20 protein-coding genes and 1 riboswitch are annotated in these 20495 nt (G+C 69.3%); of the genes, 10 read left to right on the top strand and 10 right to left on the bottom strand.

Going from position 1 to position 20495, the window contains the following annotated elements:
- The first annotated feature begins 137 nt into the window (after positions 1-137).
- On the top strand, positions 138-1352 hold the full coding sequence (locus ABZ454_RS01815) for an MFS transporter (protein ID WP_359535628.1): 1215 nt from the start codon (positions 138-140) through the stop codon (positions 1350-1352).
- Positions 1353-1401: 49 nt separating this feature from the next.
- Positions 1402-1827: a heme-binding protein gene (locus ABZ454_RS01820; RefSeq protein WP_356321002.1), complete on the top strand. Its 426-nt coding sequence runs from the start codon at positions 1402-1404 to the stop codon at positions 1825-1827.
- Between the two features lie 193 nt (positions 1828-2020).
- On the opposite strand, the gene ABZ454_RS01825 is transcribed toward ABZ454_RS01820, so the two are convergent.
- The 6 genes from ABZ454_RS01825 to ABZ454_RS01850 all read right to left on the bottom strand — a co-directional run bounded on the left by ABZ454_RS01825 (position 2021) and on the right by ABZ454_RS01850 (position 6943).
- Positions 2021-2929, bottom strand: a complete 909-nt coding sequence (locus ABZ454_RS01825; RefSeq protein WP_359535629.1) for a GNAT family N-acetyltransferase — start codon at positions 2927-2929, stop codon at positions 2021-2023.
- Between the two features lie 5 nt (positions 2930-2934).
- Positions 2935-3462 (bottom strand): DUF2269 domain-containing protein, encoded by a 528-nt coding sequence (locus ABZ454_RS01830; RefSeq protein ID WP_359535630.1) that lies wholly within the window; start codon positions 3460-3462, stop codon positions 2935-2937.
- A 263-nt stretch (positions 3463-3725) separates the two neighbouring features.
- Positions 3726-4205 carry an NUDIX hydrolase gene (locus ABZ454_RS01835; protein WP_359535631.1) on the bottom strand — a complete coding sequence of 160 codons (480 nt, stop codon included), beginning with the start codon at positions 4203-4205 and terminating at the stop codon, positions 3726-3728.
- 63 nt (positions 4206-4268) lie between these two features.
- Positions 4269-5165 (bottom strand): LysR family transcriptional regulator, encoded by an 897-nt coding sequence (locus tag ABZ454_RS01840; protein WP_356320994.1) that lies wholly within the window; start codon positions 5163-5165, stop codon positions 4269-4271.
- A 201-nt stretch (positions 5166-5366) separates the two neighbouring features.
- Positions 5367-6497 carry a cystathionine gamma-lyase gene (locus ABZ454_RS01845; RefSeq protein ID WP_359535632.1) on the bottom strand — a complete coding sequence of 377 codons (1131 nt, stop codon included), beginning with the start codon at positions 6495-6497 and terminating at the stop codon, positions 5367-5369.
- 68 nt (positions 6498-6565) lie between these two features.
- On the bottom strand, positions 6566-6943 hold the full coding sequence (locus tag ABZ454_RS01850) for a phage holin family protein (protein ID WP_356320990.1): 378 nt from the start codon (positions 6941-6943) through the stop codon (positions 6566-6568).
- A gap of 67 nt (positions 6944-7010) precedes the next feature.
- Between ABZ454_RS01850 and ABZ454_RS01855 the strand changes: the two genes are divergently transcribed.
- The 4 genes from ABZ454_RS01855 (at position 7011) to ABZ454_RS01870 (ending at position 9312) form a co-directional block, all read left to right on the top strand.
- Complete coding sequence (locus ABZ454_RS01855; RefSeq protein ID WP_359535633.1) at positions 7011-7328, top strand: cupin domain-containing protein; 318 nt, start codon at positions 7011-7013, stop codon at positions 7326-7328.
- 221 nt (positions 7329-7549) lie between these two features.
- Positions 7550-7762 (top strand): DUF5326 family protein, encoded by a 213-nt coding sequence (locus ABZ454_RS01860; protein ID WP_356320986.1) that lies wholly within the window; start codon positions 7550-7552, stop codon positions 7760-7762.
- A 240-nt stretch (positions 7763-8002) separates the two neighbouring features.
- Entirely contained in the window at positions 8003-8773 is a 771-nt protein-coding gene (locus tag ABZ454_RS01865) for a helix-turn-helix domain-containing protein (protein ID WP_356320984.1), read from the top strand.
- A 101-nt stretch (positions 8774-8874) separates the two neighbouring features.
- On the top strand, positions 8875-9312 hold the full coding sequence (locus ABZ454_RS01870; protein WP_359535634.1) for an SsgA family sporulation/cell division regulator: 438 nt from the start codon (positions 8875-8877) through the stop codon (positions 9310-9312).
- An 80-nt stretch (positions 9313-9392) separates the two neighbouring features.
- On the opposite strand, the gene ABZ454_RS01875 is transcribed toward ABZ454_RS01870, so the two are convergent.
- On the bottom strand, positions 9393-10718 hold the full coding sequence (locus ABZ454_RS01875) for a YibE/F family protein (protein WP_359535635.1): 1326 nt from the start codon (positions 10716-10718) through the stop codon (positions 9393-9395).
- Between the two features lie 70 nt (positions 10719-10788).
- Positions 10789-10922, top strand: a riboswitch (TPP riboswitch).
- On the opposite strand from ABZ454_RS01875, the gene thiC reads away from it, so the two are divergent.
- Positions 10915-12690, top strand: a complete 1776-nt coding sequence (gene thiC / locus ABZ454_RS01880; RefSeq protein ID WP_356320980.1) for a phosphomethylpyrimidine synthase ThiC — start codon at positions 10915-10917, stop codon at positions 12688-12690. (Overlaps the previous riboswitch by 8 nt.)
- 102 nt (positions 12691-12792) lie before the next feature.
- On the opposite strand, the gene ABZ454_RS01885 is transcribed toward thiC, so the two are convergent.
- The 3 genes from ABZ454_RS01885 to ABZ454_RS01895 form a co-directional block, all read right to left on the bottom strand.
- Positions 12793-13611, bottom strand: a complete 819-nt coding sequence (locus ABZ454_RS01885; protein ID WP_356320979.1) for a hypothetical protein — start codon at positions 13609-13611, stop codon at positions 12793-12795.
- A gap of 181 nt (positions 13612-13792) precedes the next feature.
- Positions 13793-14851, bottom strand: a complete 1059-nt coding sequence (locus tag ABZ454_RS01890) for a metallophosphoesterase (protein WP_359535636.1) — start codon at positions 14849-14851, stop codon at positions 13793-13795.
- Positions 14852-15025: 174 nt separating this feature from the next.
- A complete protein-coding gene (locus ABZ454_RS01895; protein WP_356320975.1) occupies positions 15026-16135 on the bottom strand; it encodes a LacI family DNA-binding transcriptional regulator in 1110 nt (369 codons plus the stop codon).
- Positions 16136-16505: 370 nt separating this feature from the next.
- Here ABZ454_RS01895 and hisC point away from each other — a divergent pair, with 370 nt between their 5' ends.
- The 3 genes from hisC to cydB all read left to right on the top strand — a co-directional run bounded on the left by hisC (position 16506) and on the right by cydB (position 20486).
- Entirely contained in the window at positions 16506-17585 is a 1080-nt protein-coding gene (hisC, locus tag ABZ454_RS01900) for a histidinol-phosphate transaminase (RefSeq protein ID WP_356320973.1), read from the top strand.
- A 371-nt stretch (positions 17586-17956) separates the two neighbouring features.
- The gene (locus ABZ454_RS01905) at positions 17957-19465 is read left to right on the top strand and encodes a cytochrome ubiquinol oxidase subunit I (protein WP_356320716.1); all 1509 of its coding nucleotides are present in this window, start codon (positions 17957-17959) and stop codon (positions 19463-19465) included.
- Positions 19466-19484: 19 nt separating this feature from the next.
- Positions 19485-20486, top strand: a complete 1002-nt coding sequence (gene cydB, locus ABZ454_RS01910; protein ID WP_356320718.1) for a cytochrome d ubiquinol oxidase subunit II — start codon at positions 19485-19487, stop codon at positions 20484-20486.
- Positions 20487-20495: the final 9 nt, after the last annotated feature.

The raw sequence follows: 20495 nt of genomic DNA on the forward strand, positions 1-20495 counted from the left end.
TCTCTCCTCCGTGCCGGAGTTGCTTGCGTCCAGGATAGGCGACGGACGCAATAGCCCGCGCTTGCAATTAACCCGCGTCTGCAATTATTGTGGACGCTCGTAAGGCGCAGACGCAATCTCCAGGGAAGGTGGAACCCATGCCGCTCGCGCTCCTCGCCCTCGCCATCGGGGCATTCGGTATCGGAACGACCGAGTTCGTGATCATGGGGTTGCTCCCCGAGGTGGCCGCGGACTTCCAGGTCTCGATCCCGACCGCAGGCTTCCTCGTCACCGGCTACGCGCTCGGCGTCGTCATCGGTGCCCCCCTGATGACCCTTCTCGGCACCAGGGTCAGCCGCAAGCGCATGCTGATGATCCTGATGGCCCTGTTCGTCATCGGTAACGTGGTCTCCGCGTCCGCCCCCGTCTTCGGAGTCATGCTCGCGGGCCGGGTGATCGCCTCCCTCGCCCACGGCGCCTTCTTCGGCATCGGGTCCGTGGTGGCCGCCGACCTGGTCGCCCCGCACAAGAAGGCCGGCGCGATCGCCATGATGTTCACCGGCCTCACCGTCGCCAACGTCGTCGGGGTGCCGCTGGGCACGTACATCGGTCAGAGCGTCGGCTGGCGGAGCACGTTCTTCGTCGTCGCCGCCCTGGGTGTCGTCGGGCTGCTCGGCGTGGCCAGGCTCGTACCCGACCAGCCCCGCCCCGAGGGTGTCCGGCTCCGTCACGAGCTCGCCGCCTTCCGCAACGTCCAGGTACTGCTCGCCATGGCGATGACCGTGCTGGGCTTCGGTGGGGTCTTCGCAGCGATCACGTACATCACGCCGATGATGACCGAGATCGCCGGCTACTCGGCCTCGTCCGTCACCTGGCTGCTGGTCCTCTTCGGCCTCGGCATGGTCGGCGGCAACCTGCTCGGCGGCAAGTTCGCCGACCGCCGTCTGATGCCCCTGCTGTACGTGTCGCTGGGCGGCCTCGCCGTGGTCCTGGCGCTGTTCACGCTCACCGCCCACGACAAGATCGCGGCAGCCGTCACCATCTTCCTGATCGGCGGCCTGGGCTTCGCGACCGTTCCCCCGCTGCAGAAGCGCGTGCTCGACCATGCGGCCGGAGCCCCGACCCTCGCCTCCGCGGTGAACATCGGCGCCTTCAACCTCGGCAACGCCCTGTCCGCGTGGCTCGGCGGCATCGTCATCGCGGCCGGCCTCGGTTACACCGCGCCCAACTGGGTCGGTGCGGTGCTCGCCGCCTCCGCCCTGGTGCTCGCCGTCGTCTCCAGCACCTTGGAACGCCGTACGGCCGCCCGGAGCCGCCTCGTGACCGCCCACACCCCGGAGCCGGCCGCCGCACCCGCGGCCGCCCGGCACTGACCACCCCGCATCCCCCACCCACGACCGCACCACAGCAAGGAGCATTCCCATGAGCACGCCCACCGCCGCCGTCGCCCCGCTGACCACCGAGGACGCGGAGGCGCTGATCGAGGCGGCCCGCACGGCCGCCGAGGCCGCAGGTGTCGCGGCCGCCGTCACCGTCCTGGACGCGGGAGGCCACCTGCTGGCGTTCCGTCGTGATGACCGGGCCGTCCTCATCGCCGGAGAGACCAGCACCCGCAAGGCGTACACAGCGCTTCAGCTCGACGCCCCCACAGCCGACCTCGTGGACGCGGTCCAGCCCGGCGGCCTGTTCCACACCCTGCCGACCGCGCTGGACCGGCCGCTTCTCTTCATCGCCGGCGGTGTCCCGGTCCACCGCGGTGGCCGGCTGATCGGAGCCCTCGGAGTCGGTGGCGGCGCCCCGGAGCAGGACCACGGGTTCGCGACCACCGCCGTGGCCGGCCTCGTCTGAGAAGACTCCCCCGACCCGACCCGACCCGACCCGACCCGACCTGACCCGACCCGACCTGACCCGACCTGACCCGACCTGACCCGACCCGGCCTGACCCGACCCGGCCTGACCCGACCCGGCGCGCGCAGGCAGCCCGTCGGGGCTCGGCTCCCATGGGCGGAGGATTCCCGTCGATGGGAGCCGAGAGGTGCCGTCAGCCCGTCGCGACACTCAGCGGGGCGAAGAGCCGAGTCCAGTCCTCCGGCTGTCGCCGACTCCCGAGGCGCATGACCGTGGTCGCTGATCCGGGCTCCAGGCCGCACGCCCCGAACCAGGCCAGCAGCTCTTCGTGACGGGCGTCGACGTCCACGCGCAGCGGCCGGTCCGTCGCCCCGGCGAGCGAGCGGACGAGCACTTTCGCCGTGGCCGTGTCCCGCGCGATCAGCGGTCCGACCACATGGCTTCCTTCGCTGGGCCACAGCGCGGCGTACCCGACGAGCGCGCCCCCGTCCTCCGCCACCCGCAGATGGTCGGCGAACGCGGGGAGACGGGCCAGGAGGTGCGTCCGGTCGACGCCGGAGGCCTCCGCGTCCAGGCGGAGCATGGCCGGCAGGTCCCCCGCCGTGGCAGGACGCACCGTCGGGCCCGCGTCGGCCGCCGAACCCGGATGACCGCCCGTTCCGTGGCCGTCCGGCTCCGCGGCCGACCGGAAACGCCCGCTCACCCGCTGGTTCCGGCCCACCGTCCGGAACCCGAGCTTCTCGTAGAGCGGGCGGCCCGCCGACGTCGCGTAGAGGCTGAGGGGAGTGCCCCCGGTCGAGTCGATCACCCGCTGCATCAGATGCCGAGCGACCCCCTGGCGGCTGTAGCGCCCGGCGACCAGGAGCATGCCGATGGCGGCCAGGTCCGCACCGTACGACGTCACCACGCAGGTCGCCATCAGGCCCTTGCCCTCGGGATCGTCTATGCCGTAGGCCGTCCCCGCGGTGAGGAGCAGTCCCCACCGGTGTTCATCACGCGGCCAGCCGCGGTCCTCGCTGAGATCGGCGCACGGGACCAGATCGTCCCGGGTGAGACGCCGTACGGGTAGGTCGGCGAGGGGGCGGGGCAATGAGCTGGGCATAGGAGTCAGGCTGTCCGACGCGGTGATCGCTCGTCCACCGCTTTAACGGATCTGGCCGAGACCCGCAGGCGTCGTTCGCGTCGGGTCGGTCCCCAGGGCTTCAGCACGGAGATCGCGGTGATGAAGACGTAGGTCGCGGTGGCCACCGACGGAGCGATGACGAGATCGATGCCGGCGGTCCCGCGTCCGGCGGCCTCGTCGATGCCGGGGCGCAACGAGAAGACCGACAGCCCCGTCGTGACCAGGGTGAGCCAGAACTTCGTCCAGACCCAGCGGTGGCGGGCCAGTCCCCACGGGGTGCGGAGTGACAGGATCAGGCCGCTGATCAGGGCGCCCAGCGCGACCGGGACGACGAGCCAGTCGCCGAAGACCTTCATGGCCCGGGTGGCGGATCGCGCGGTGACCGGATCGCCGGTCGCGTAGGCGGTGATGCCGAGCGTCAGCAGGCCGACGGTGAGACCGAGCCAGCTGACGGACACCGATACATGGGCGACGAGGAGACTTCTGCGGGCGCGGCGCTTGAGTTGTTTCACGTGAAACACGGTGCGGCGGGGCGCGCGACGGGGCATCTGCCGAGGGGAGTATCCCCGCGTACTGGCCTCGGCGTACGCGTGCCCGGGAACGGTTTCGTCGCAGAGGCCGCCCCTGCGCACCCGGCCCCGCCCCGGCGGGCAGCGAGCCGCCCCTGCGTAAACCCGGCCCCGTCCCGGCGGGCAGCGAGCCGCCCCTGCGTAAACCCGGCCCCGTCCCGGCGGGCAGCGAGCCGCGCCGTCGCGAGTCCGCACGACTCCGCGGATCAGCCCAGGTCGGGGGCGTGCATAGCCCGGACCCCCTCGATGTTGCCGTCCAGGTAGTGCCTCAGGGACAGCGGTACGAGGTGCACGGCGGCGATGCCGACCCGGCTGAAGGGCACCCGCACGACGTCGTACTCCCCACAGGGGTCGTCGATCTCGGGGCCGTGGCGCAGGGACAGGTCCATCGATTCGAGACGGCAGACGAAGAAGTGCTGGACCTTGACGCCCTTCACGCCTCCGCCCTCGATGTGTTCCACGGTGTCGACGAAACAGGGCACCACATCGGTGATCTTCGCGCCGAGCTCCTCGTCCAACTCGCGGTGCAGGGCGTCGACGACGGTCGCGTCCTCCAGCTCGACCCCGCCTCCGGGTGTGACCCAGTAGGGATCCACCCCCGGCTTGGTGCGCTTGATGAGGATCAGGTCGTCGCCGTCGAGCAGGACGGCTCGTGCGGTGCGCTTGACCACAGGACGTTCGGTCATGGCAAGAGAGTGGCCCGCGAAACCCCTTCTGAAACACCCGGCGGCTCCCGACACCTCCTGCGGTCACCAGTCGGCCGCGGCGCGCAGCAGCACCTCGTGTGCCCGTGCGAGATGCGGCAGTGCGAGCGTGCCGGTCCGCGCGGCCAGGAAGTACGTGCGCAGGGGCGGCACCGGCGGATCGAGGAGCGCCACCACCTCGCCCCGCTCCAGCGCGCCCTCGCACAGATACCGGGGCAGCACGGCGAGCCCCGCCCCCGCCGCCGTGCACTCCAGGACCGCCCGCAGATCAGGCGTGATGACGGCACCGGCGGCAGCGGGCCGGCTGTCGAAGACCGCCGCCCAGTAGCGGGAGACGAGGGGGAGGCTCTCGTGCACCTCCACCACCGGTAACTGCTCGAGGACCACCGGGCCGTTGCGCCGTAGCGTCCCCGGCCCCAGACGTCCGGCCCACCGGGGTGCCGCCACCAGGACGTGTTCCTCGTCGCAGAGCGGGACCGCGGTGAGCAGTCCGCCGCGCGGCCGGGCCGTCACGATGGCCAGGTCGTGGTGGCCGGCGGCCAGACCGTCGAGCGTCTCGTCGGTGTCGGCGGAGAACGAGCTGCGCAGTGCGAGCCCCTGGGCGATGAGCGGGGTGAGCGCGGGCAGGGCCCGCAGCGAGGTGAACTCCGGCGGTCCCGCCAGGTGCAGCGTCCGCACGCCCGACTCCTCGTCGAGCTCCGTCTCGGCGATCTCGATCAGTGCGTCGAGATGGGGAGCCGCCCGGTGCGCCAGCTCGTCGCCGATGGTGGTGGGTGTCACGCCGCGGGCCCGGCGGAGGAAGAGCGGGCGGCCCAGCTGTCGTTCCAGGGTGCGGATCTGCGAGGTGACGGCGGGCTGGGAGAGACCGAGAAGGGCTGCGGCGCGGGTGAACGAACCGGCGCGGTGCACGGTGACGAAGGTGCGCAGCAGAGCCAGGTCCATGTCCGTCCCCTCTCACCCGTACGAGTCGTCGGACCCGGACAACTATAAATATGTCGATAGGTCGCTGCCGCTACTGTGATTGGACACTGACGCAGAGTCAACTAGCCTTGTCGAGACGGTTCTTCGCACGGAGAAGGCGGAGATCCGGGACGGTCCGAGCCACGAGGGGGGAGGCTCGGACCGTCCGTACGGCGCGGACGCTCAGCTGCCGGTGACGGCCTCGGCCAGCGCGCGTTCCACGTCGGCCACCAGGTCCCTGGCGTTCTCCGCGCCGACCGAGAAGCGGATGAAGCCCTCCGGCACGGTGTCGCCACCCCAGCGGGCCCGGCGTTCGGCGGTGCTGCGCACGCCCCCGAAGCTGGTGGCGTCCTCGGCGAGACGCAGCGCGGCGAGGAAGCGCTCGGCCGTACCGCGGTCCGCCAGCACGAACGAGACGACGGAGCCGAAGCGCCGCATCTGCCGTACGGCGTTCGGATACGAGGGGTCGGTGGGCAGTCCGGGGTAACGCAGTCCGCTCACCTCCGGGTGCCCGGCGAGAGCCTCGGCGAGCGCGAGCGCGTTCGCGCACTGCCGTTCGACGCGCAGCTCAAGCGTGGCCAGGGAGCGGTGCGCGAGCCAGGCCTCCATGGGCCCGGGGATCGCGCCCACCACCTTGCGCCAGCGCCGCACCCCCGCCGCCAGCTCGGAATCCCGGCAGGTGACATGGCCGAGCAGGAGGTCACCGTGGCCGGTCATGCCCTTCGTGTCGCTGGCCACCGAGAAGTCGGCGCCGAGCTCCAGCGGACGCTGGCCGAGCGGGGTGGCGAGGGTGTTGTCGACGGCCACCAGCGTGCCGCCCGCGTGCGCCGCCTCGACGAGCCGACGCACGTCACAGACGTCGAGCCCGGGGTTGGACGGGGTCTCGATCCACAGGAGCTTGGCCCCCTCCAGGAGAGCCAGCTGGGCGTCGCCCCCGGTCGGGGCGGTGCGCACCTCGACGCCGTAGGCCTCCAGCTGCGCCCGTACCAGCGGAAGGGCCTGATAGCCGTCGTCGGGCAGCACGACGGCATCGCCGGTGCGCACCTGGGACAGCAGGACCGCCGAGACCGCCGCCATGCCGGAGGCGAAGACCGTGGTCTCGACGCTCTCGCCAGGCGCTTCGAGTTCGCCGATGGCCCGTTCCAGATGGGTCCAGGTCGGGTTGGTGTCACGGCCGTAGGTGTACGGACCGGTCGGCTCGCCGGACAGGTGGAAGTGCGCTGCGAAGACCGGGCCGGGGAGAGTGGGCTCGTACTGCTGCGGTTCCGGCAGACCCGCGCGTACTGCCCGGGTTCCGTCGCCCATGGTGCTCATTGACGTGTCCTCGCTTCTCTCCCCGGTCTGTCACCGGTCCTGCTGTCACTGTCGCAGGTGCCCGGGGCTCAGTCCTCGTCGGGCAGGACGACGTTCAGCGCCCAGGACACGATCGAAACGATCAGGCCACCGAGGACGGCGGTCCAGAAGCCGTCGACGTGGAAGCTCAGGTTCAGCACATCGGCCAGCCACGAGGTGAGCAGCAGCATCAAGGCGTTCACCACCAGGGTGATCAGCCCCAGGGTGAGGATGAAGAGCGGCAGTGTGAGCAGCTTCACCACCGGCTTGACCAGGAAGTTGACCAAGCCGAAGAGCAGCGCGACCAGTATCAGGGTCAGTGCCTTGCGGCCGGTGCTGCCGCCGGTGAGCGTGATGTCGTGGAGCAGCCAGATGGCCACGGCCAGCGCACCCGCGTTGGCGATCGTCTTGACTACGAAATTCTTCATGTGTCTGATCGTGGCAGACATGATCGGTGGCGGACACCGGCTGGACAGAGGTAAGGGACGGGCGGCCATGAAGGCATTCAGACTGGACGAACTGGAGGCGGAACGAGCCGCCAACGACGGCGCCTACCTCCAGTTCATCCGCGAACGGAACATGTCTGTCGGCCTCTACGCCCTGGACGCCGGTGAACACGACCCGCAGCAGCCGCACCGCCAGGACGAGGTCTACTTCGTCGTCAGCGGGCGCGCGTCGATCACCGTCGGCATGGAAACCACGCAGGTGGGCAGAGGAAGTGTCGTGTACGTACCTGCCGGCACCGCCCACAAGTTCCACCACATCACGGAAGACCTGCGCGTGATGGTGGTCTTCTCGCCGCCCGAGGGCTGAGCCGCGCCTCGCCGGGAGACGAACCCGCCGCGCCGACGGATGAGCCGCACCTCACCCATGGCTGAGCCGCACCTCATCGAGAGCTGAGCGGGCCGAGCCGCGCCTCGGGGATCCCTAGGGGATCGATCAGGGGAGTCCAAGGGCTGTGGAGGCCCCGCGGCCCACCCCCCGCCTCTAGCATCGAAGCAGGAACTCACAGAGACGAGGTAAGGACGATGGCCGTGCGGGAGATATTCGCGGGAATGCCCTGGTGGGTGAAGTGGATCGCGGTGCCCGTCATCGCGATCGTCGTGTTCGGCGGCCTGATCGCCAGCATCGTCGGCTTCGTGATCGGGCTGCTGTTCAAGGTCCTGCTCTGCGTGATCCTGATCGGCGGTCTCGTCTTCGTCGTACGCAAGTTCACGTCGTCCTCCTCCTCGCGAGGCGACTGGTAGGCGCGGGAACGCCTGGCCATTAGGCCAGCTGAGCTAAGCGGAAGACGAAACCACGCCCCGTCCGGATGCTCCCGATACAGTGGCAATCCGCCGCCGCCACCTGGGAAAACACCGTCAGTCGCCACCCTGACCAGTGGTTTGTACGGCATCCGGTCCTCTGGACCCCAGGCCTGCGGCAGATCTGTGGGGGCGGCCCCCACAGGCGGGCTGACCGCCCGTCACCATGCCTGGGGGTGACCGTTGACCGCGGCATCGAGTACCGCTGTTCCGACGCTGATCGGCTCGGTGCAGCGGGCACTGAGGCTGCTGGAGGCTGTGGGCACCCATCGCGACGGGGCGCCGGCCAAACAGCTGGCACGGGAGGCGGGACTTCCCCTCCCCACCGCCTACCACCTGCTGCGCACGCTCACCCATGAGGGATACCTGCGCAGGGAGAACGGTGTCTTCCTCTTCGGCGCCGCCGCGGAGCGGCTGGTGGGCGAGGGGGCGCTGCAGAATCGGCGCAGCAGAATGACCCAGTCCCTGGGGCGGTGGCGGGACATCATCGGCGCCCCGGTGTACTGCGCCGTCTATCGCGACGGTGAGATCGAACTCCTCGCGGTGGCGGACACCCCGGCGGCGCCGGCGGTGGAGGAGTGGGCGGCCTTCGGTGAGACGGGCCATGCCCACGCGATCGGCCAGTGCCTGTTGAGTCAGCTCGACGAGCAGGCCCGCGAGGACCACCTGGACCGGTATCCGGTGCGTCCGCTGACCTGCCACTCCGTGCGTGACCGGCCGGCACTCCTTGAGCGGCTGCGGTCGGTCGAGCCCTTGGAGCCTGTCGTCGAACGACAGGAGTACGCCCTCGGAACGGTCTGCGCGGCCATCCCGATCGCGGCCGGGTTCACGGCTGCCGCGATGGCCATTTCCGTTCCCCTCGACCAAGAAGAACGGTTGCTCCCCGCAGTCGAACGACTACGCGCTGAAGTGGCCAGCCTCTTGCGTTCGTTCGTGTTCTCTATCAGTATCTGAAAAATCACTCCTTGTGATCTGCTATCGCGTGCACCACGATGGCGTCAATAGGGCCATGGGGGATCATTCCTGGCCAGATTCATCTACTGCGGGGTTGAACGATGCGTGAGTCGGTTCAAGCTGAGGTCATGATGAGCTTCCTCGTCTCCGAGGAGCTCTCTTTCCGTATCCCGGTGGAGCTCCGGTACGAAGTGTGCGATCCGTACGCGATCCGGATGACCTTCCATCTGCCCGGTGACGCCCCCGTCACCTGGGCTTTCGGCCGTGAGCTGCTGCTCGACGGCCTCAACAGCCCCAGTGGTGACGGCGATGTACACATCGGGCCGACCGAACCGGAGGGGCTGTCCGACGTCCACATCCGGCTCCAGGTGGGGGCTGACCGTGCCCTGTTCAGGGCGGGCACGGCGCCTCTCGTGGCGTTCCTCGACCGGACGGACAAGCTCGTGCCGCTGGGGCAGGAGTGCACGCTCGGTGACTTCGAGGGCAATCTTGAAGATGCGCTGGGGCGGATTCTGGCCGAGGAACAGAACGCCGGCTGACGAAGCCCGTGTTCTTGGCCTGTATGCCGGTCGAACAGCACACCTGCCGAACGGGTGAATCGCTCTCCGTGACCGGGCACTCAGGACTTCGTCCGGCGACGGCGCCCCCTGCCGCTCCGTACGGGTTCCGGAGTTCCGGATTCGGCGGCGAGCCCGGCACGGTCGGCGGAGACGACCAGAGCCGCGAGCGCGGTGGTCACCGGAACCGAGGCGACCAGTCCGATCGAGCCGATCAGCGTGCGCACGATCTCCTCCGCCACCAGTTCGCTGTTGGCGACCGTCCCGATGCCGCTCTGGGCGATCGAGAACAGCAGCAGCAACGGAAGCGCGGCGCCCGCATAGGCGAGCACCAGGGTGTTGACCACCGAGGCGATGTGGTCGCGCCCGATCCTGATCCCTGCCCGGTAGAGCTTCTTCGCACTCATCGTCGGGTCCGCCTGATGCAGTTCCCAGACCGCAGAGGTCTGGGTGACCGTCACGTCGTCGAGCACCCCCAGGGAACCGATGATGACGCCGGCCAGCAGCAGCCCGCTCATGTCGATGTGCGGATACAGGCCGTGGATGAGGCCGGTGTTGTCGTCGGTGTTGCCGCTCAGACTCCCCCAGCCGATGAAGAGTGAGCCGAGCAGCCCGATCAGCAGCAGTGAGATCAGGGTGCCGATGACGGCGACCGAGGTGCGGGCCGTCAGTCCGTGGCAGATGTAGAGCGCGATCAGCATGATGGCGCCGGCCCCGACGACTGCGACGACCAGCGGGTTCGAGCCCTGCAGGATGGCCGGAAGGATGAACAGGGTCAGGACGGCGAACGACAGGGCGAGCGCCACCAGCGCCATGACCCCGCGCATTCTGCCCACGGCGACCACCACCAGCGCGAAGATCCCGGCCAGCAGCATCAGCGGGAGCTTCCGGTTCACGTCGGTCACGGAGTACTGGAGGTCATGGGGCGCGTCGGGGGCGTACGCGACGACCACTCCCTGTCCCTCCCGCAGTTGCCGGGGCGCGTCGGGCTGGACGACCTCGATGAACGTGCGGCCCTTGTCCTGTCCGCTCGTGACCTCGACCGTGGCCTTCTTGCAGAGAGGGGTGCCGCTGGTGCCGGCAGACGGTGAGGTCTCGCCGCTGACGGGCAGCTGGGAGGCGTTCACGTCCTTGCAGTCGATCGGGTCGATGTTCACCACCTCGCCCTGCTGGGTCTGCCGGTCGAAACCGACACCGGTGCGCTCGTGCGCCGGCGCACCACCGGGCCAGAGCACCACGAGCCCGACGACGACCGCGGCCGCGAACGGGATCAGCACTGCGGCGATCACCTTGCGCAGATGGCCGGAGACGGGTGCGGCGGGGCCGTGGCTGTGGGAGTGCGCGGGCTGATGGTCGTGCGGTCGGAGGTCGTTACGAGGGGACGTCACCGGCCGATCATCGCAAGAAGACGAGGGCCCTCTGTTCAGCCCGCCCACGGGGACGCTAGCGTGGTGGCACCTTTGCACACGCGGGAGCTCGGAGCACCGGGCTGAGAGGGCGCTGAACTCCGTACGTCCGTACGGGACGGGCTGCGCCGACCGCCGAACCTGTTACCGGGTAATGCCGGCGTAGGGAGTAGGTCTCATGACCACAGCGGACGCACGCACGCCTGCCTCGGACCAGAGCGACGAGGCCGGGAAGTCCATCGGCTGGCACAAGGGGTACGTCCAGGGCTCACGCCCGGACCTCCGGGTGCCGGTTCGTCAGGTGCACCTCACCAACGGCAAGGACGTGACGCTGTACGACACGTCGGGGCCGTACACCGATCCATCGGCCGAGACCGATGTCCGCCGGGGGCTGGCGCCTCTGCGGGAGAACTGGATCATCGCCCGCGGCGACACCGAGGAGTACACGGGACGGCCCGCACGCCCCGAGGACGACGGGCTCAAGCACACCTCACCGCGCGGGGGGCTGCGCAATCTGGACGCGGTGTTCCCCGGCCGGCCCCGCCAGCCGCGGCGCAGCCGGGACGGCCGACCCGTCACCCAGCTCGCGTACGCCCGCCGGGGCGAGGTCACCCCGGAGATGGAGTACGTCGCGATCCGGGAGAACGTCGGGCCGGAGGTGGTGCGCGAGGAGATCGCCGCGGGCAGGGCCGTGCTGCCGGCCAACGTCAACCACCCCGAGATCGAACCGATGATCATCGGTAAGCGGTTCCTGGTGAAGGTGAACGCCAACATCGGCAACTCCGCGGTCTCGTCCTCCATCGAGGAGGAGGTGGACAAGATGACCTGGGCGACCAAGTGGGGCGCCGACACGGTCATGGATCTGTCCACCGGCCGCAACATCCACACCACCCGTGAGTGGGTTCTTCGCAACTCCCCCGTGCCGATCGGCACCGTGCCGCTCTACCAGGCACTGGAGAAGGTCGACGGCAGGGCGGAGGAGCTGACCTGGGAGATCTACAAGGACACCGTCATCGAGCAGGCCGAACAGGGCGTCGACTACATGACGGTTCACGCCGGCGTGCGCCTGCCGTACGTACCGCTGACGGCCCGGCGCAAGACCGGCATCGTCTCCCGGGGCGGCTCGATCATGGCGGCGTGGTGCCTCGCGCACCACAAGGAGTCGTTCCTCTACGAGAACTTCGAGGAGCTCTGCGAGATCCTCGCCGCGTACGACGTGACGTACTCCCTCGGCGACGGGCTGCGGCCCGGGTCGATCGCGGACGCCAACGACGAGGCCCAGTTCGCGGAGCTGCGTACGCTCGGCGAACTGAACACGGTCGCCAAGCGGTTCGGGGTCCAGACCATGATCGAGGGCCCGGGCCACGTGCCGATGCACAAGATCAAGGAGAACATCGACCTCCAGCAGGAGATCTGCGAGGAGGCCCCGTTCTACACGCTCGGGCCGCTGACGACCGACGTGGCACCGGCGTACGACCACATCACCTCGGGCATCGGCGCCGCGATGATCGCCTGGTGGGGGACGGCGATGCTCTGCTACGTGACGCCCAAGGAGCACCTCGGCCTGCCGAACCGGGACGACGTGAAGACCGGAGTCATCACCTACAAGATCGCGGCCCACGCGGCGGACCTCGCGAAGGGGCACCCGGGGGCGCAGGAGTGGGACGACGCGCTGTCGGACGCCCGGTTCGAGTTCCGCTGGGAGGACCAGTTCAATCTGGCCCTGGACCCGGACACGGCCCGGGAGTTCCATGACGAGACGCTGCCGGCCGAGCCGGCGAAGACGGCGCACTTCTGTTCGATGTGCGGCCCGAAGTTCTGCTCGATGAAGATCTCCCAGGACATCCGGCGCGAGCACGGGGGTTCGCAGTCGGAGATCGAGGAGGGCATGGCGGAGAAGTCCAAGGAGTTCGCGGCGGCGGGCAACCGGGTCTATCTGCCGATCGCCGACTGAGCACGGCCGCAGGCGCGTCGGGGCGGAGAGCGACCTGGCCGCCTCCGGCCGTCCGGGACGCCTGGGGGGAGGCAGGCCGCCCCCCAGGCCGCCGCGGTCCGGTCAGTCCAGCTCGTGCTCCGGCCCGCCGAAGTCGGGGCTGGTGAAGTCCGGACTGGTGAACGTCGGGCGGGGTGCGGCGGCCGGACCGTCGTCCGGGCTGGAGAAGTCCGGCCGGCTGTAGCCGATCTTCGGGATGCGGTTGGCCGAACGGTGCGGCGTGCGCGCGGCCGGGGCGGCCCCGGGGTCGGCGAGCGCGTCCCGCAGGAACGGCAGGATGCCGCGTTCCAGCAGGGCGTGCCGCCAGGCCTCTCTGGCGCGGGCCACGTCCTCCGGCAGTTCCTCGCCCTGCTCCTCGGCGGCCACCGAGGTCGAGCCGTTGCGCAGAGCCGTGATGAGGAGGCCGACGGCGGCGACGAGGATGGCGGCCGCCATCGCCGCCGCGAAGAACCAGCCCACGCCGACCATGGTGCGCGCGAACGCCGGGGGCGGGTCGAGTGCCTTCAGGATGTAGCCGATGAGCAGGAAGATCACCGCGGCGGTGCCCGCCAGTACCGGCGCCAGGACGGTGATGACGACTCCGATGCCGGCGCCCGACTGCGGGGCGCCGTTCGTGCCGGTCTCCTGGTCGCCGTCCTCGTCGGCGGCCGCGGCGCGGATCTCCGCGCGGGCCTTCACGTAGTGCTCGTACTCGGTGGCGGCCGCGGCGGTGATCAGCGCGGTGGCCGCCATCGCCATGGTGCGCAGCTGCACCGGATTGAGCCGTTCACCGACAGCGGCCAGATCCGGTCGTTCATGGGCGTGACGCAGTGCGTCGTCGAGGATCCGCTCGTACTCGGGCCGGTCCTCGGTCAGCAGGTGCGGAGCGCTGTTCATGTGCATCCCCCGATGCTCCGTAGGGCCTGTGTGCCCGCGCGAACCGGGCAGTCAGGCGGAAACGGAGGAGAGCCTGCTACTGATACGCCGATGGTAGAGCGCCCACGGCACGGGGTGACAGGGGGTTTCCAGAAATAGGCCCAGTGGTCGGCGTGTACAGGTTGGGATGCGTCTTCCCCGAAGGACGTCAGTCATGCAGCGGGAGTTGGACGACCAGTAGCTTTCCGGCCATGGTCACTCCGCCGTCCATGGCGATGGCGAGCCCCTCCGCGTACACGTGCGGACCCTCCACCAGTGGCGTCGACCTCTCCTCGCCGTCCTCGGAGCCGACTTCGCCCAGAAGGTAGGGAATGGGGCTGTGACCATGGACGACGCGCCGTCCGCCGTAGGCCGCCATGAGCTCCTGGACCGCCTGGGGACCCGATTCGTCACGGAAGGCGAACCGCTTGGTCAGCTTGCGGAAGAGGTCCCAGCACTCGTCCGCGTCGTTGCGCGTGAGAATGGCGTGCACCGTGTCGTTGACGTCCTCGATTGTGGAGCCGTAATCGAGGTACGCCGTCGTGTCCGAGTGCATCAGGAGGTGCTCGTCCTCCTTGACGACGGCGTCGAGCCGGGACATCCACTGGAGGTGTACGTCCTGGAGCCGTTCCATGTCGCTCTTCTGGCCGCCGTTGAGCAGCCAGGCGGCCTGGAAGGTGGCCGTTCCCGCGCCGGAGTTGACGGGGGTGTCCCCGAACCGCTTGGCGCCGATGAGCAGCAGTTCGTGGTTGCCCATCAGGGCCTTGCAGTAACCGCCGGCGGCCGCGGCCTCGGCGGAGAGCCGCATCACGAGGTCGATGACGCCGATCCCGTCGGGCCCCCGGTCGGTGAAGTCGCCGAGGAACCAGAGTCGCGCGTTGCCCGCGGACCAGTTGCCCTCGGAGTCGATCAGGTCCTGTTCGGCGAGGGCGGCGAGAAGCTCGTCCAGGTAGCCGTGGACGTCACCGACGACGTACAGCGGTCCGAGACCCGGCTCCTGAGCGGGCCGCGCCTCGGGCACGGACCGTACCCGGACGGTGTCCTCGCGGCTGATCACGGGGAGGTCGCGCTCGGTGGGGGTGTACCCCTCCGGCGGCTCGCCCCCCGGGAAGGCGTTGCCCGGGTGCGGTGGGGCGGGCGGCGCAGGGGACTGCGCATAGGGCGGTACGCGGAAGTCGCGCAACGTCGCCGTCCGCACCACGGGTTCCTGACCGGCCCCCTGTGTCATCGACCCCTCCACCACCGTCGCGCCGCCGTACACCTGACGGGCCCTGCCTGGTCGGGGTGGTCCGCGGTGTCGTGCGCCCATCATAGGAATGAGGATCGTGCTCTGTGACGCACCAGGGGTGGTGAATCCGCGCGCACGCCAGGTTCATCGGTCGATTGGTCCCAAATGGCCTGATCAATCCCCTGCCGGGGACCGCGGCGGGCTGACCGTGGTGCGTGGCGGCCTGCGTTGCGAGGAGGTCCGGACGATGAGTTCCGTCGGTATGACCTGTTCCACCGGCCCGTCCTGGTCGACGCCTTCGATGGCGTCGATGAGGAGCTGGACGACCGCCGTACCGATGCGGCGCGGCTTGAGCGAGAGCGTGGTGATGGGCGGCTCGGTCGTCGCGTACACGGTGGACTCGCTGCAGCAGACCAGCAGCAGGTCCTCCGGGACGCGCAGACCGTACCGGCGGGCCGCCGCCAGCAGATCGGTGCCGTTGGGGTCGAAGAGGCCGTAGACGGCGTCCGGGCGGTCCGGACGGGCCAGCAGGCGGTCGGCCGCCACCGCGCCCGCACACGGGTCGTGGGCGGGGTACGACTCGTACACGGGATCCTGGCCGACGCGCTCGCACCAGTGGAGGTACGCGGTGGTGGACAGCCGGGTGTACGTGTCGGTGGTGGTGCCGGTGAGCAGTCCGATGCGGCGCGCTCCGGCGGCCGCGAGATGGTCGAGCAGGTCGAGGACGGCGGCCCGGTGGTCGTTGTCCACCCATGCGGTGACCGGGAGGGTCCCGGCCGGCCGTCCGTCGGAGACGACGGGCAGCCCCTGGCGTACGAGTTCGGTGACGACCGGGTCCTGGTCGGAGGGGTCGATCACGACGGTGCCGTCGAGCGCGACGTTCGACCAGACGTCGTGGCGTGAGGTGGCGGGGAGGATGACGAGGGCGTAGCCGCGGGCGAGCGCGGCGGAGGTGGCGGCTCTGGCCATCTCGGCGAAGTACGCGAATTCGGTGAAGGTGAAGGGTTCGTCCCCGTAGGTCGTCACGGTCAGGCCGATGAGGCCGGACTTGCCGGTACGGAGCGTGCGGGCCGCGGCGGAAGGGCGATAGCCCAGGCGCTCGGCGACCTCGCGGACATGGCGGCGGGTGGCGTCCGGGAGCCTGCCCTTGCCGTTGAGCGCGTCGGAGACGGTCGTGATGGAGACCCCGGCGGCGGCGGCCACGTCCCGGATCCCTGCTCGTCCCTGCCGGCCGCCGCGCCGGGTCTCCGTCCGGCTCACCTGGTGCTTCCCTGCTGCTGTCATGGCGAGCCGATAGTAGGGCTCGCGAGGGTACTTCGCCGGGTCGCATATGCACTCGTTGACAGGCACGTTTCTGCATGGTCAAACCATCCCAACCGCCTTGGTAAGCAAGGGGCTTGGTGGTGCAGGCCATCATGTGTCACGTATGGGATCGGATGGGCCTGCCGATAGGGGCATGTCTCGAAGAGGTCTCAACTCACCTCTTCGGGGGACGCGCGCCAGGGCGTGAGCCACCGGCGCGTGCCAGGAGGAGGAGCGCTCCCCCTCATTCCGGGCTCACCCGGCGAATCCGCGGTCCTGCCATTCGCAGCGGCGCCCAATCCTCATAAGGTGAGCAGTATTGATGTGTACAGACGGTCGAGGAGGACCTGCGGTGAGCGAGACGAGCCCCAAGCTGCGCGCCGAACTGGACGGCGTCCCCGCCTACGTGCCGGGCAAGCCCGCCGCGGCGGACGGACCGGCCGCGTTCAAGTTGTCCTCCAACGAGAATCCGTATCCGCCGCTGCCCGGCGTGATGGAGTCCGCGCTGGCCGCCGCCGCGCACTTCAACCGGTACCCGGACATGGCCTGCACCGCGCTGATGAACGAGCTGTCCGACCGCTTCGGTGTACCGCTCGCGCACCTGGCCACCGGCACCGGTTCGGTCGGCGTGGCCCAGCAGTTGCTGCAGGCCACCTCGGGCCCGGGTGACGAGGTCATCTACGCCTGGCGCTCGTTCGAGGCGTACCCGATCATCACGCAGGTCAGCGGGGCGACGTCGGTGAAGGTGCCGCTGACCGACGGTGAGGTGCACGATCTGGACGCGATGGCGGACGCGATCACCGACCGGACCCGGATGATCTTCGTCTGCAACCCGAACAACCCGACCGGCACCGTGGTGCGCCGGGCGGAGCTGGAGCGGTTCCTGGACCGGGTGCCGGGTGATGTGCTCGTGGTGCTCGACGAGGCGTACAAGGAGTTCATCCGCGACGTCGAGGTGCCCGACGGGATCGAGATCTACCGGGAGCGGCCCAACGTGGCGGTGCTGCGGACGTTCTCCAAGGCCTACGGTCTGGCCGGGCTGCGGGTCGGCTTCGCCGTCGCCCACGAGCCGGTGGCGGCCGCGCTGCGCAAGACGGCGGTGCCCTTCGGCGTCAGCCAGCTCGCCCAGGACGCGGCGGTGGCGTCGCTGCGGGCCGAGGACGAACTCCTGGGCCGGGTGGGCTCCCTGGTGTGCGAGCGCCAGCGGGTGCACGAGACGCTGGTGCGACAGGGCTGGACGGTGCCCGAGTCCCAGGCGAACTTCATCTGGCTCCGGCTGGGGGACCGCACGACCGACTTCGCGGCGGCCTGCGAGAAGGCCGGCGTGGTGGTCAGGCCGTTCGCCGGCGAGGGCGTGCGGGTCACGATCGGGGAGGACGAGGCGAACGACCTGTTCCTGAAGGTGACGGAGTCGTACCGCAAGGAGCTGTAGCGCCGGCCCGCCTCCCTCGCCCCTGCGGCGCGCGCCTCTGACCCGTAACCCTCGGCCCACGGCCCCGTATCTCGTTCGCGAGGTGCGGGGCCGTTCGCGTGGGCCTGTGGGGGCCGTCACATGGGGGGTGCGCCGGGCCCTGACGTGGGCGTTCGCGGGGGCGGGCGGGTGGCCGGGGGCGGCTGGCGCGGGGCGCGTGAGCGGTTCGCCCCTGGAGGGCACCCCCGGTCATACCTTCCGAAAGTACGTGCGCCATAATTTTGCTTGTGAATGTGAACGCGTTCACAAGCGTGTCCTGCTTTCTCCCATGATCAGTCGGATTTAAAGGACAAACGTCCGGCTCAGTGACGGCGACGTAAGGAGAAGACGACGTGGAGCTAGCTCTGGCGCCGGAGACCCTGGCGCGATGGCAGTTCGGAACGACTACCGTCTACCACTTCCTCTTCGTTCCCCTGACGATCTCTCTTGCCGCGCTCACCGCCGGCCTGCAGACCGCCTGGGTGCGGACCAACAAGGAGAAGTACCTCAGGGCCACCAAGTTCTGGGGCAAGCTCTTCCTGATCAACATCGCCATGGGCGTCGTCACGGGCATCGTCCAGGAGTTCCAGTTCGGGATGAACTGGTCCGACTACTCGCGGTTCGTCGGCGACATCTTCGGAGCCCCGCTCGCCTTCGAGGCGCTGATCGCGTTCTTCTTCGAGTCCACGTTCGTCGGCCTGTGGATCTTCGGCTGGGACAAGCTGCCGAAGAAGATCCACCTCGCCTGCATATGGATGGTCTCGATCGGCACCATCCTCTCCGCGTACTTCATCCTGGCCGCCAACTCCTGGATGCAGCACCCGGTCGGCTACCGCATCAACAAGGAACGCGGACGGGCCGAGCTCACCGACTTCTGGCACGTGCTGACGCAGAGCACCGCGCTCGCCCAGTTCTTCCACACCATCACGGCGGCCTTCCTGGTCGGCGGCGCGTTCATGGTCGGCATCGCCGCCTTCCACCTGGCGCGCAAGAAGCACATCCCGGTGATGCGCACCTCGCTGCGGCTGGGGCTGATCACCATCGTGATCTCGGGCCTCCTCACCGCCGTCAGCGGAGACCAGCTCGGCAAGGTGATGTTCAAGCAGCAGCCGATGAAGATGGCGGCGGCCGAGGCCCTGTGGGACGGAGAGAACTCCGCACCCTTCTCGATCTTCGCCTACGGGGACGTGAGCAAGGGGCACAACTCCGTCGAGATCTCGGTCCCCGGAGTGCTCTCCTTCCTCGCCGACGACGACTTCCGTTCGTACGTCCCCGGCATCAACGACATCAACAAGGCCGAGCAGGAGCGGTTCGGGCCCGGCGACTACCGGCCCAACATCCCCGTCGCCTTCTGGAGCTTCCGGTGGATGATCGGCTTCGGCATGGCGTCCTTCGGCCTCGGCATCCTCGGACTGTGGCTGACCAGGAAGAAGTTCATGCTGCCGCCGGGGATGCGCACCGGTGAGGACGAGGTGCCCCATCTGGTCCTGTTCAAGAACAAGGCGCTGAGCCCGAAGCTCGCCAGGTGCTACTGGATCGTCGCGCTGTGGACCCTGCTCTTCCCGCTGATCGCCAACTCCTGGGGCTGGATCTTCACCGAGATGGGCCGACAGCCCTGGGTCGTCTACGGAGTCCTGCAGACCCGTGACGCGGTCTCCCCCGGCGTCTCGCAGGCCGAGGTGCTCACCTCGATGATCCTGTTCACGCTGCTCTACGCGGTGCTCGCCGTCATCGAGGTCAGGCTCCTCGTGAAGTACGTCAAGGCCGGACCGCCGGAGCTCACCGACGCCGACCTCAACCCGCCCACCAGGATCGGCGGCGACCACGACGACGCCGACCGGCCCATGGCCTTCTCCTACTGAGAGCTCAGGGAGCCGAGAGATGGAACTCCACGACGTCTGGTTCGTGCTCATCGCCGTTCTCTGGACCGGCTACTTCTTCCTGGAGGGATTCGACTTCGGGATCGGTGTCCTGACCAAGCTGCTGGCGCGCGACCGTAAGGAGCGGCGGGTCCTGATCAATACGATCGGGCCCGTCTGGGACGGCAACGAGGTGTGGCTGCTCAGCGCCGGCGGAGCGACCTTCGCCGCGTTCCCCGAGTGGTACGCCACGCTGTTCTCCGGCTTCTACCTGCCGCTGCTGCTCATCCTGCTCTGCCTGATCGTCCGGGGCGTCGCCTTCGAGTACCGGGCCAAGCGGCCCGAGGCGAAGTGGCAGACCAACTGGGAGCACGCGATCTTCTGGACCTCGCTGATCCCGGCCCTGCTCTGGGGCGTGGCCTTCGGGAACATCGTCCGGGGCGTGAAGATCGACGCGGACATGGAGTACGTGGGCAACGTCTGGGACCTGCTCAATCCGTACGCGATCCTCGGCGGACTGGTCACGCTCTCCCTCTTCACCTTCCACGGCGCGGTGTTCGCCGGCCTCAAGACGGTCGGGGACATCCGGGCCCGGGCGCGCAAGCTGGCGCTGAAGCTGGGCGCGGTCACCGCGGTCCTCGCGCTGGGCTTCCTGGTCTGGACCCAGCTCGACCACGGAGACGGCTGGAGCCTGATCGCGATGCTCGTCGCCGTGGTGGCCCTGGTCGCGGCGATCGCGGCCATTGCGGCGGGGCGCGAGGGCTGGTCCTTCGCCTTCTCCGGGGTGACCATCGCGGCCGCGGTCGTCATGTTGTTCCTGACGCTCTTCCCGAACGTCATGCCGTCCTCGCTGAACGGCGCCTGGAGCCTCACGGTCACCAACGCCTCGTCCAGCCCGTACACGCTGAAGATCATGACCTGGTGTGCGGGGATCGCCACTCCCGTCGTACTCGTCTACCAGGGCTGGACGTACTGGGTGTTCCGCAAGCGGATCGGTACGCAGCACATCGCCGACGCGCACTGAACGCAGTGA

Source organism: Streptomyces sp. NPDC005803 (assembly GCF_040630435.1).
Classification (GTDB): domain Bacteria; phylum Actinomycetota; class Actinomycetes; order Streptomycetales; family Streptomycetaceae; genus Streptomyces.

Bases quoted from the DNA above. Each gene is read 5' to 3' on its own strand.
- ABZ454_RS01820 (WP_356321002.1), top strand. From the start codon at position 1,402: ATGAGCACGCCCACCGCCGCCGTCGCCCCGCTGACCACCGAGGACGCG.
- ABZ454_RS01815 (WP_359535628.1), top strand. From the start codon at position 138: ATGCCGCTCGCGCTCCTCGCCCTCGCCATCGGGGCATTCGGTATCGGA.
- ABZ454_RS01850 (WP_356320990.1), bottom strand. From the start codon at position 6,943: ATGAAGAATTTCGTAGTCAAGACGATCGCCAACGCGGGTGCGCTGGCC.
- thiC (WP_356320980.1), top strand. From the start codon at position 10,915: ATGACCACAGCGGACGCACGCACGCCTGCCTCGGACCAGAGCGACGAG.
- ABZ454_RS01825 (WP_359535629.1), bottom strand. From the start codon at position 2,929: ATGCCCAGCTCATTGCCCCGCCCCCTCGCCGACCTACCCGTACGGCGT.
- ABZ454_RS01870 (WP_359535634.1), top strand. From the start codon at position 8,875: ATGCGTGAGTCGGTTCAAGCTGAGGTCATGATGAGCTTCCTCGTCTCC.
- cydB (WP_356320718.1), top strand. From the start codon at position 19,485: ATGGAACTCCACGACGTCTGGTTCGTGCTCATCGCCGTTCTCTGGACC.
- ABZ454_RS01845 (WP_359535632.1), bottom strand. From the start codon at position 6,497: ATGAGCACCATGGGCGACGGAACCCGGGCAGTACGCGCGGGTCTGCCG.
- ABZ454_RS01855 (WP_359535633.1), top strand. From the start codon at position 7,011: ATGAAGGCATTCAGACTGGACGAACTGGAGGCGGAACGAGCCGCCAAC.
- ABZ454_RS01885 (WP_356320979.1), bottom strand. From the start codon at position 13,611: ATGCACATGAACAGCGCTCCGCACCTGCTGACCGAGGACCGGCCCGAG.
- ABZ454_RS01895 (WP_356320975.1), bottom strand. From the start codon at position 16,135: ATGACAGCAGCAGGGAAGCACCAGGTGAGCCGGACGGAGACCCGGCGC.
- ABZ454_RS01840 (WP_356320994.1), bottom strand. From the start codon at position 5,165: ATGGACCTGGCTCTGCTGCGCACCTTCGTCACCGTGCACCGCGCCGGT.
- ABZ454_RS01835 (WP_359535631.1), bottom strand. From the start codon at position 4,205: ATGACCGAACGTCCTGTGGTCAAGCGCACCGCACGAGCCGTCCTGCTC.
- ABZ454_RS01890 (WP_359535636.1), bottom strand. From the start codon at position 14,851: ATGACACAGGGGGCCGGTCAGGAACCCGTGGTGCGGACGGCGACGTTG.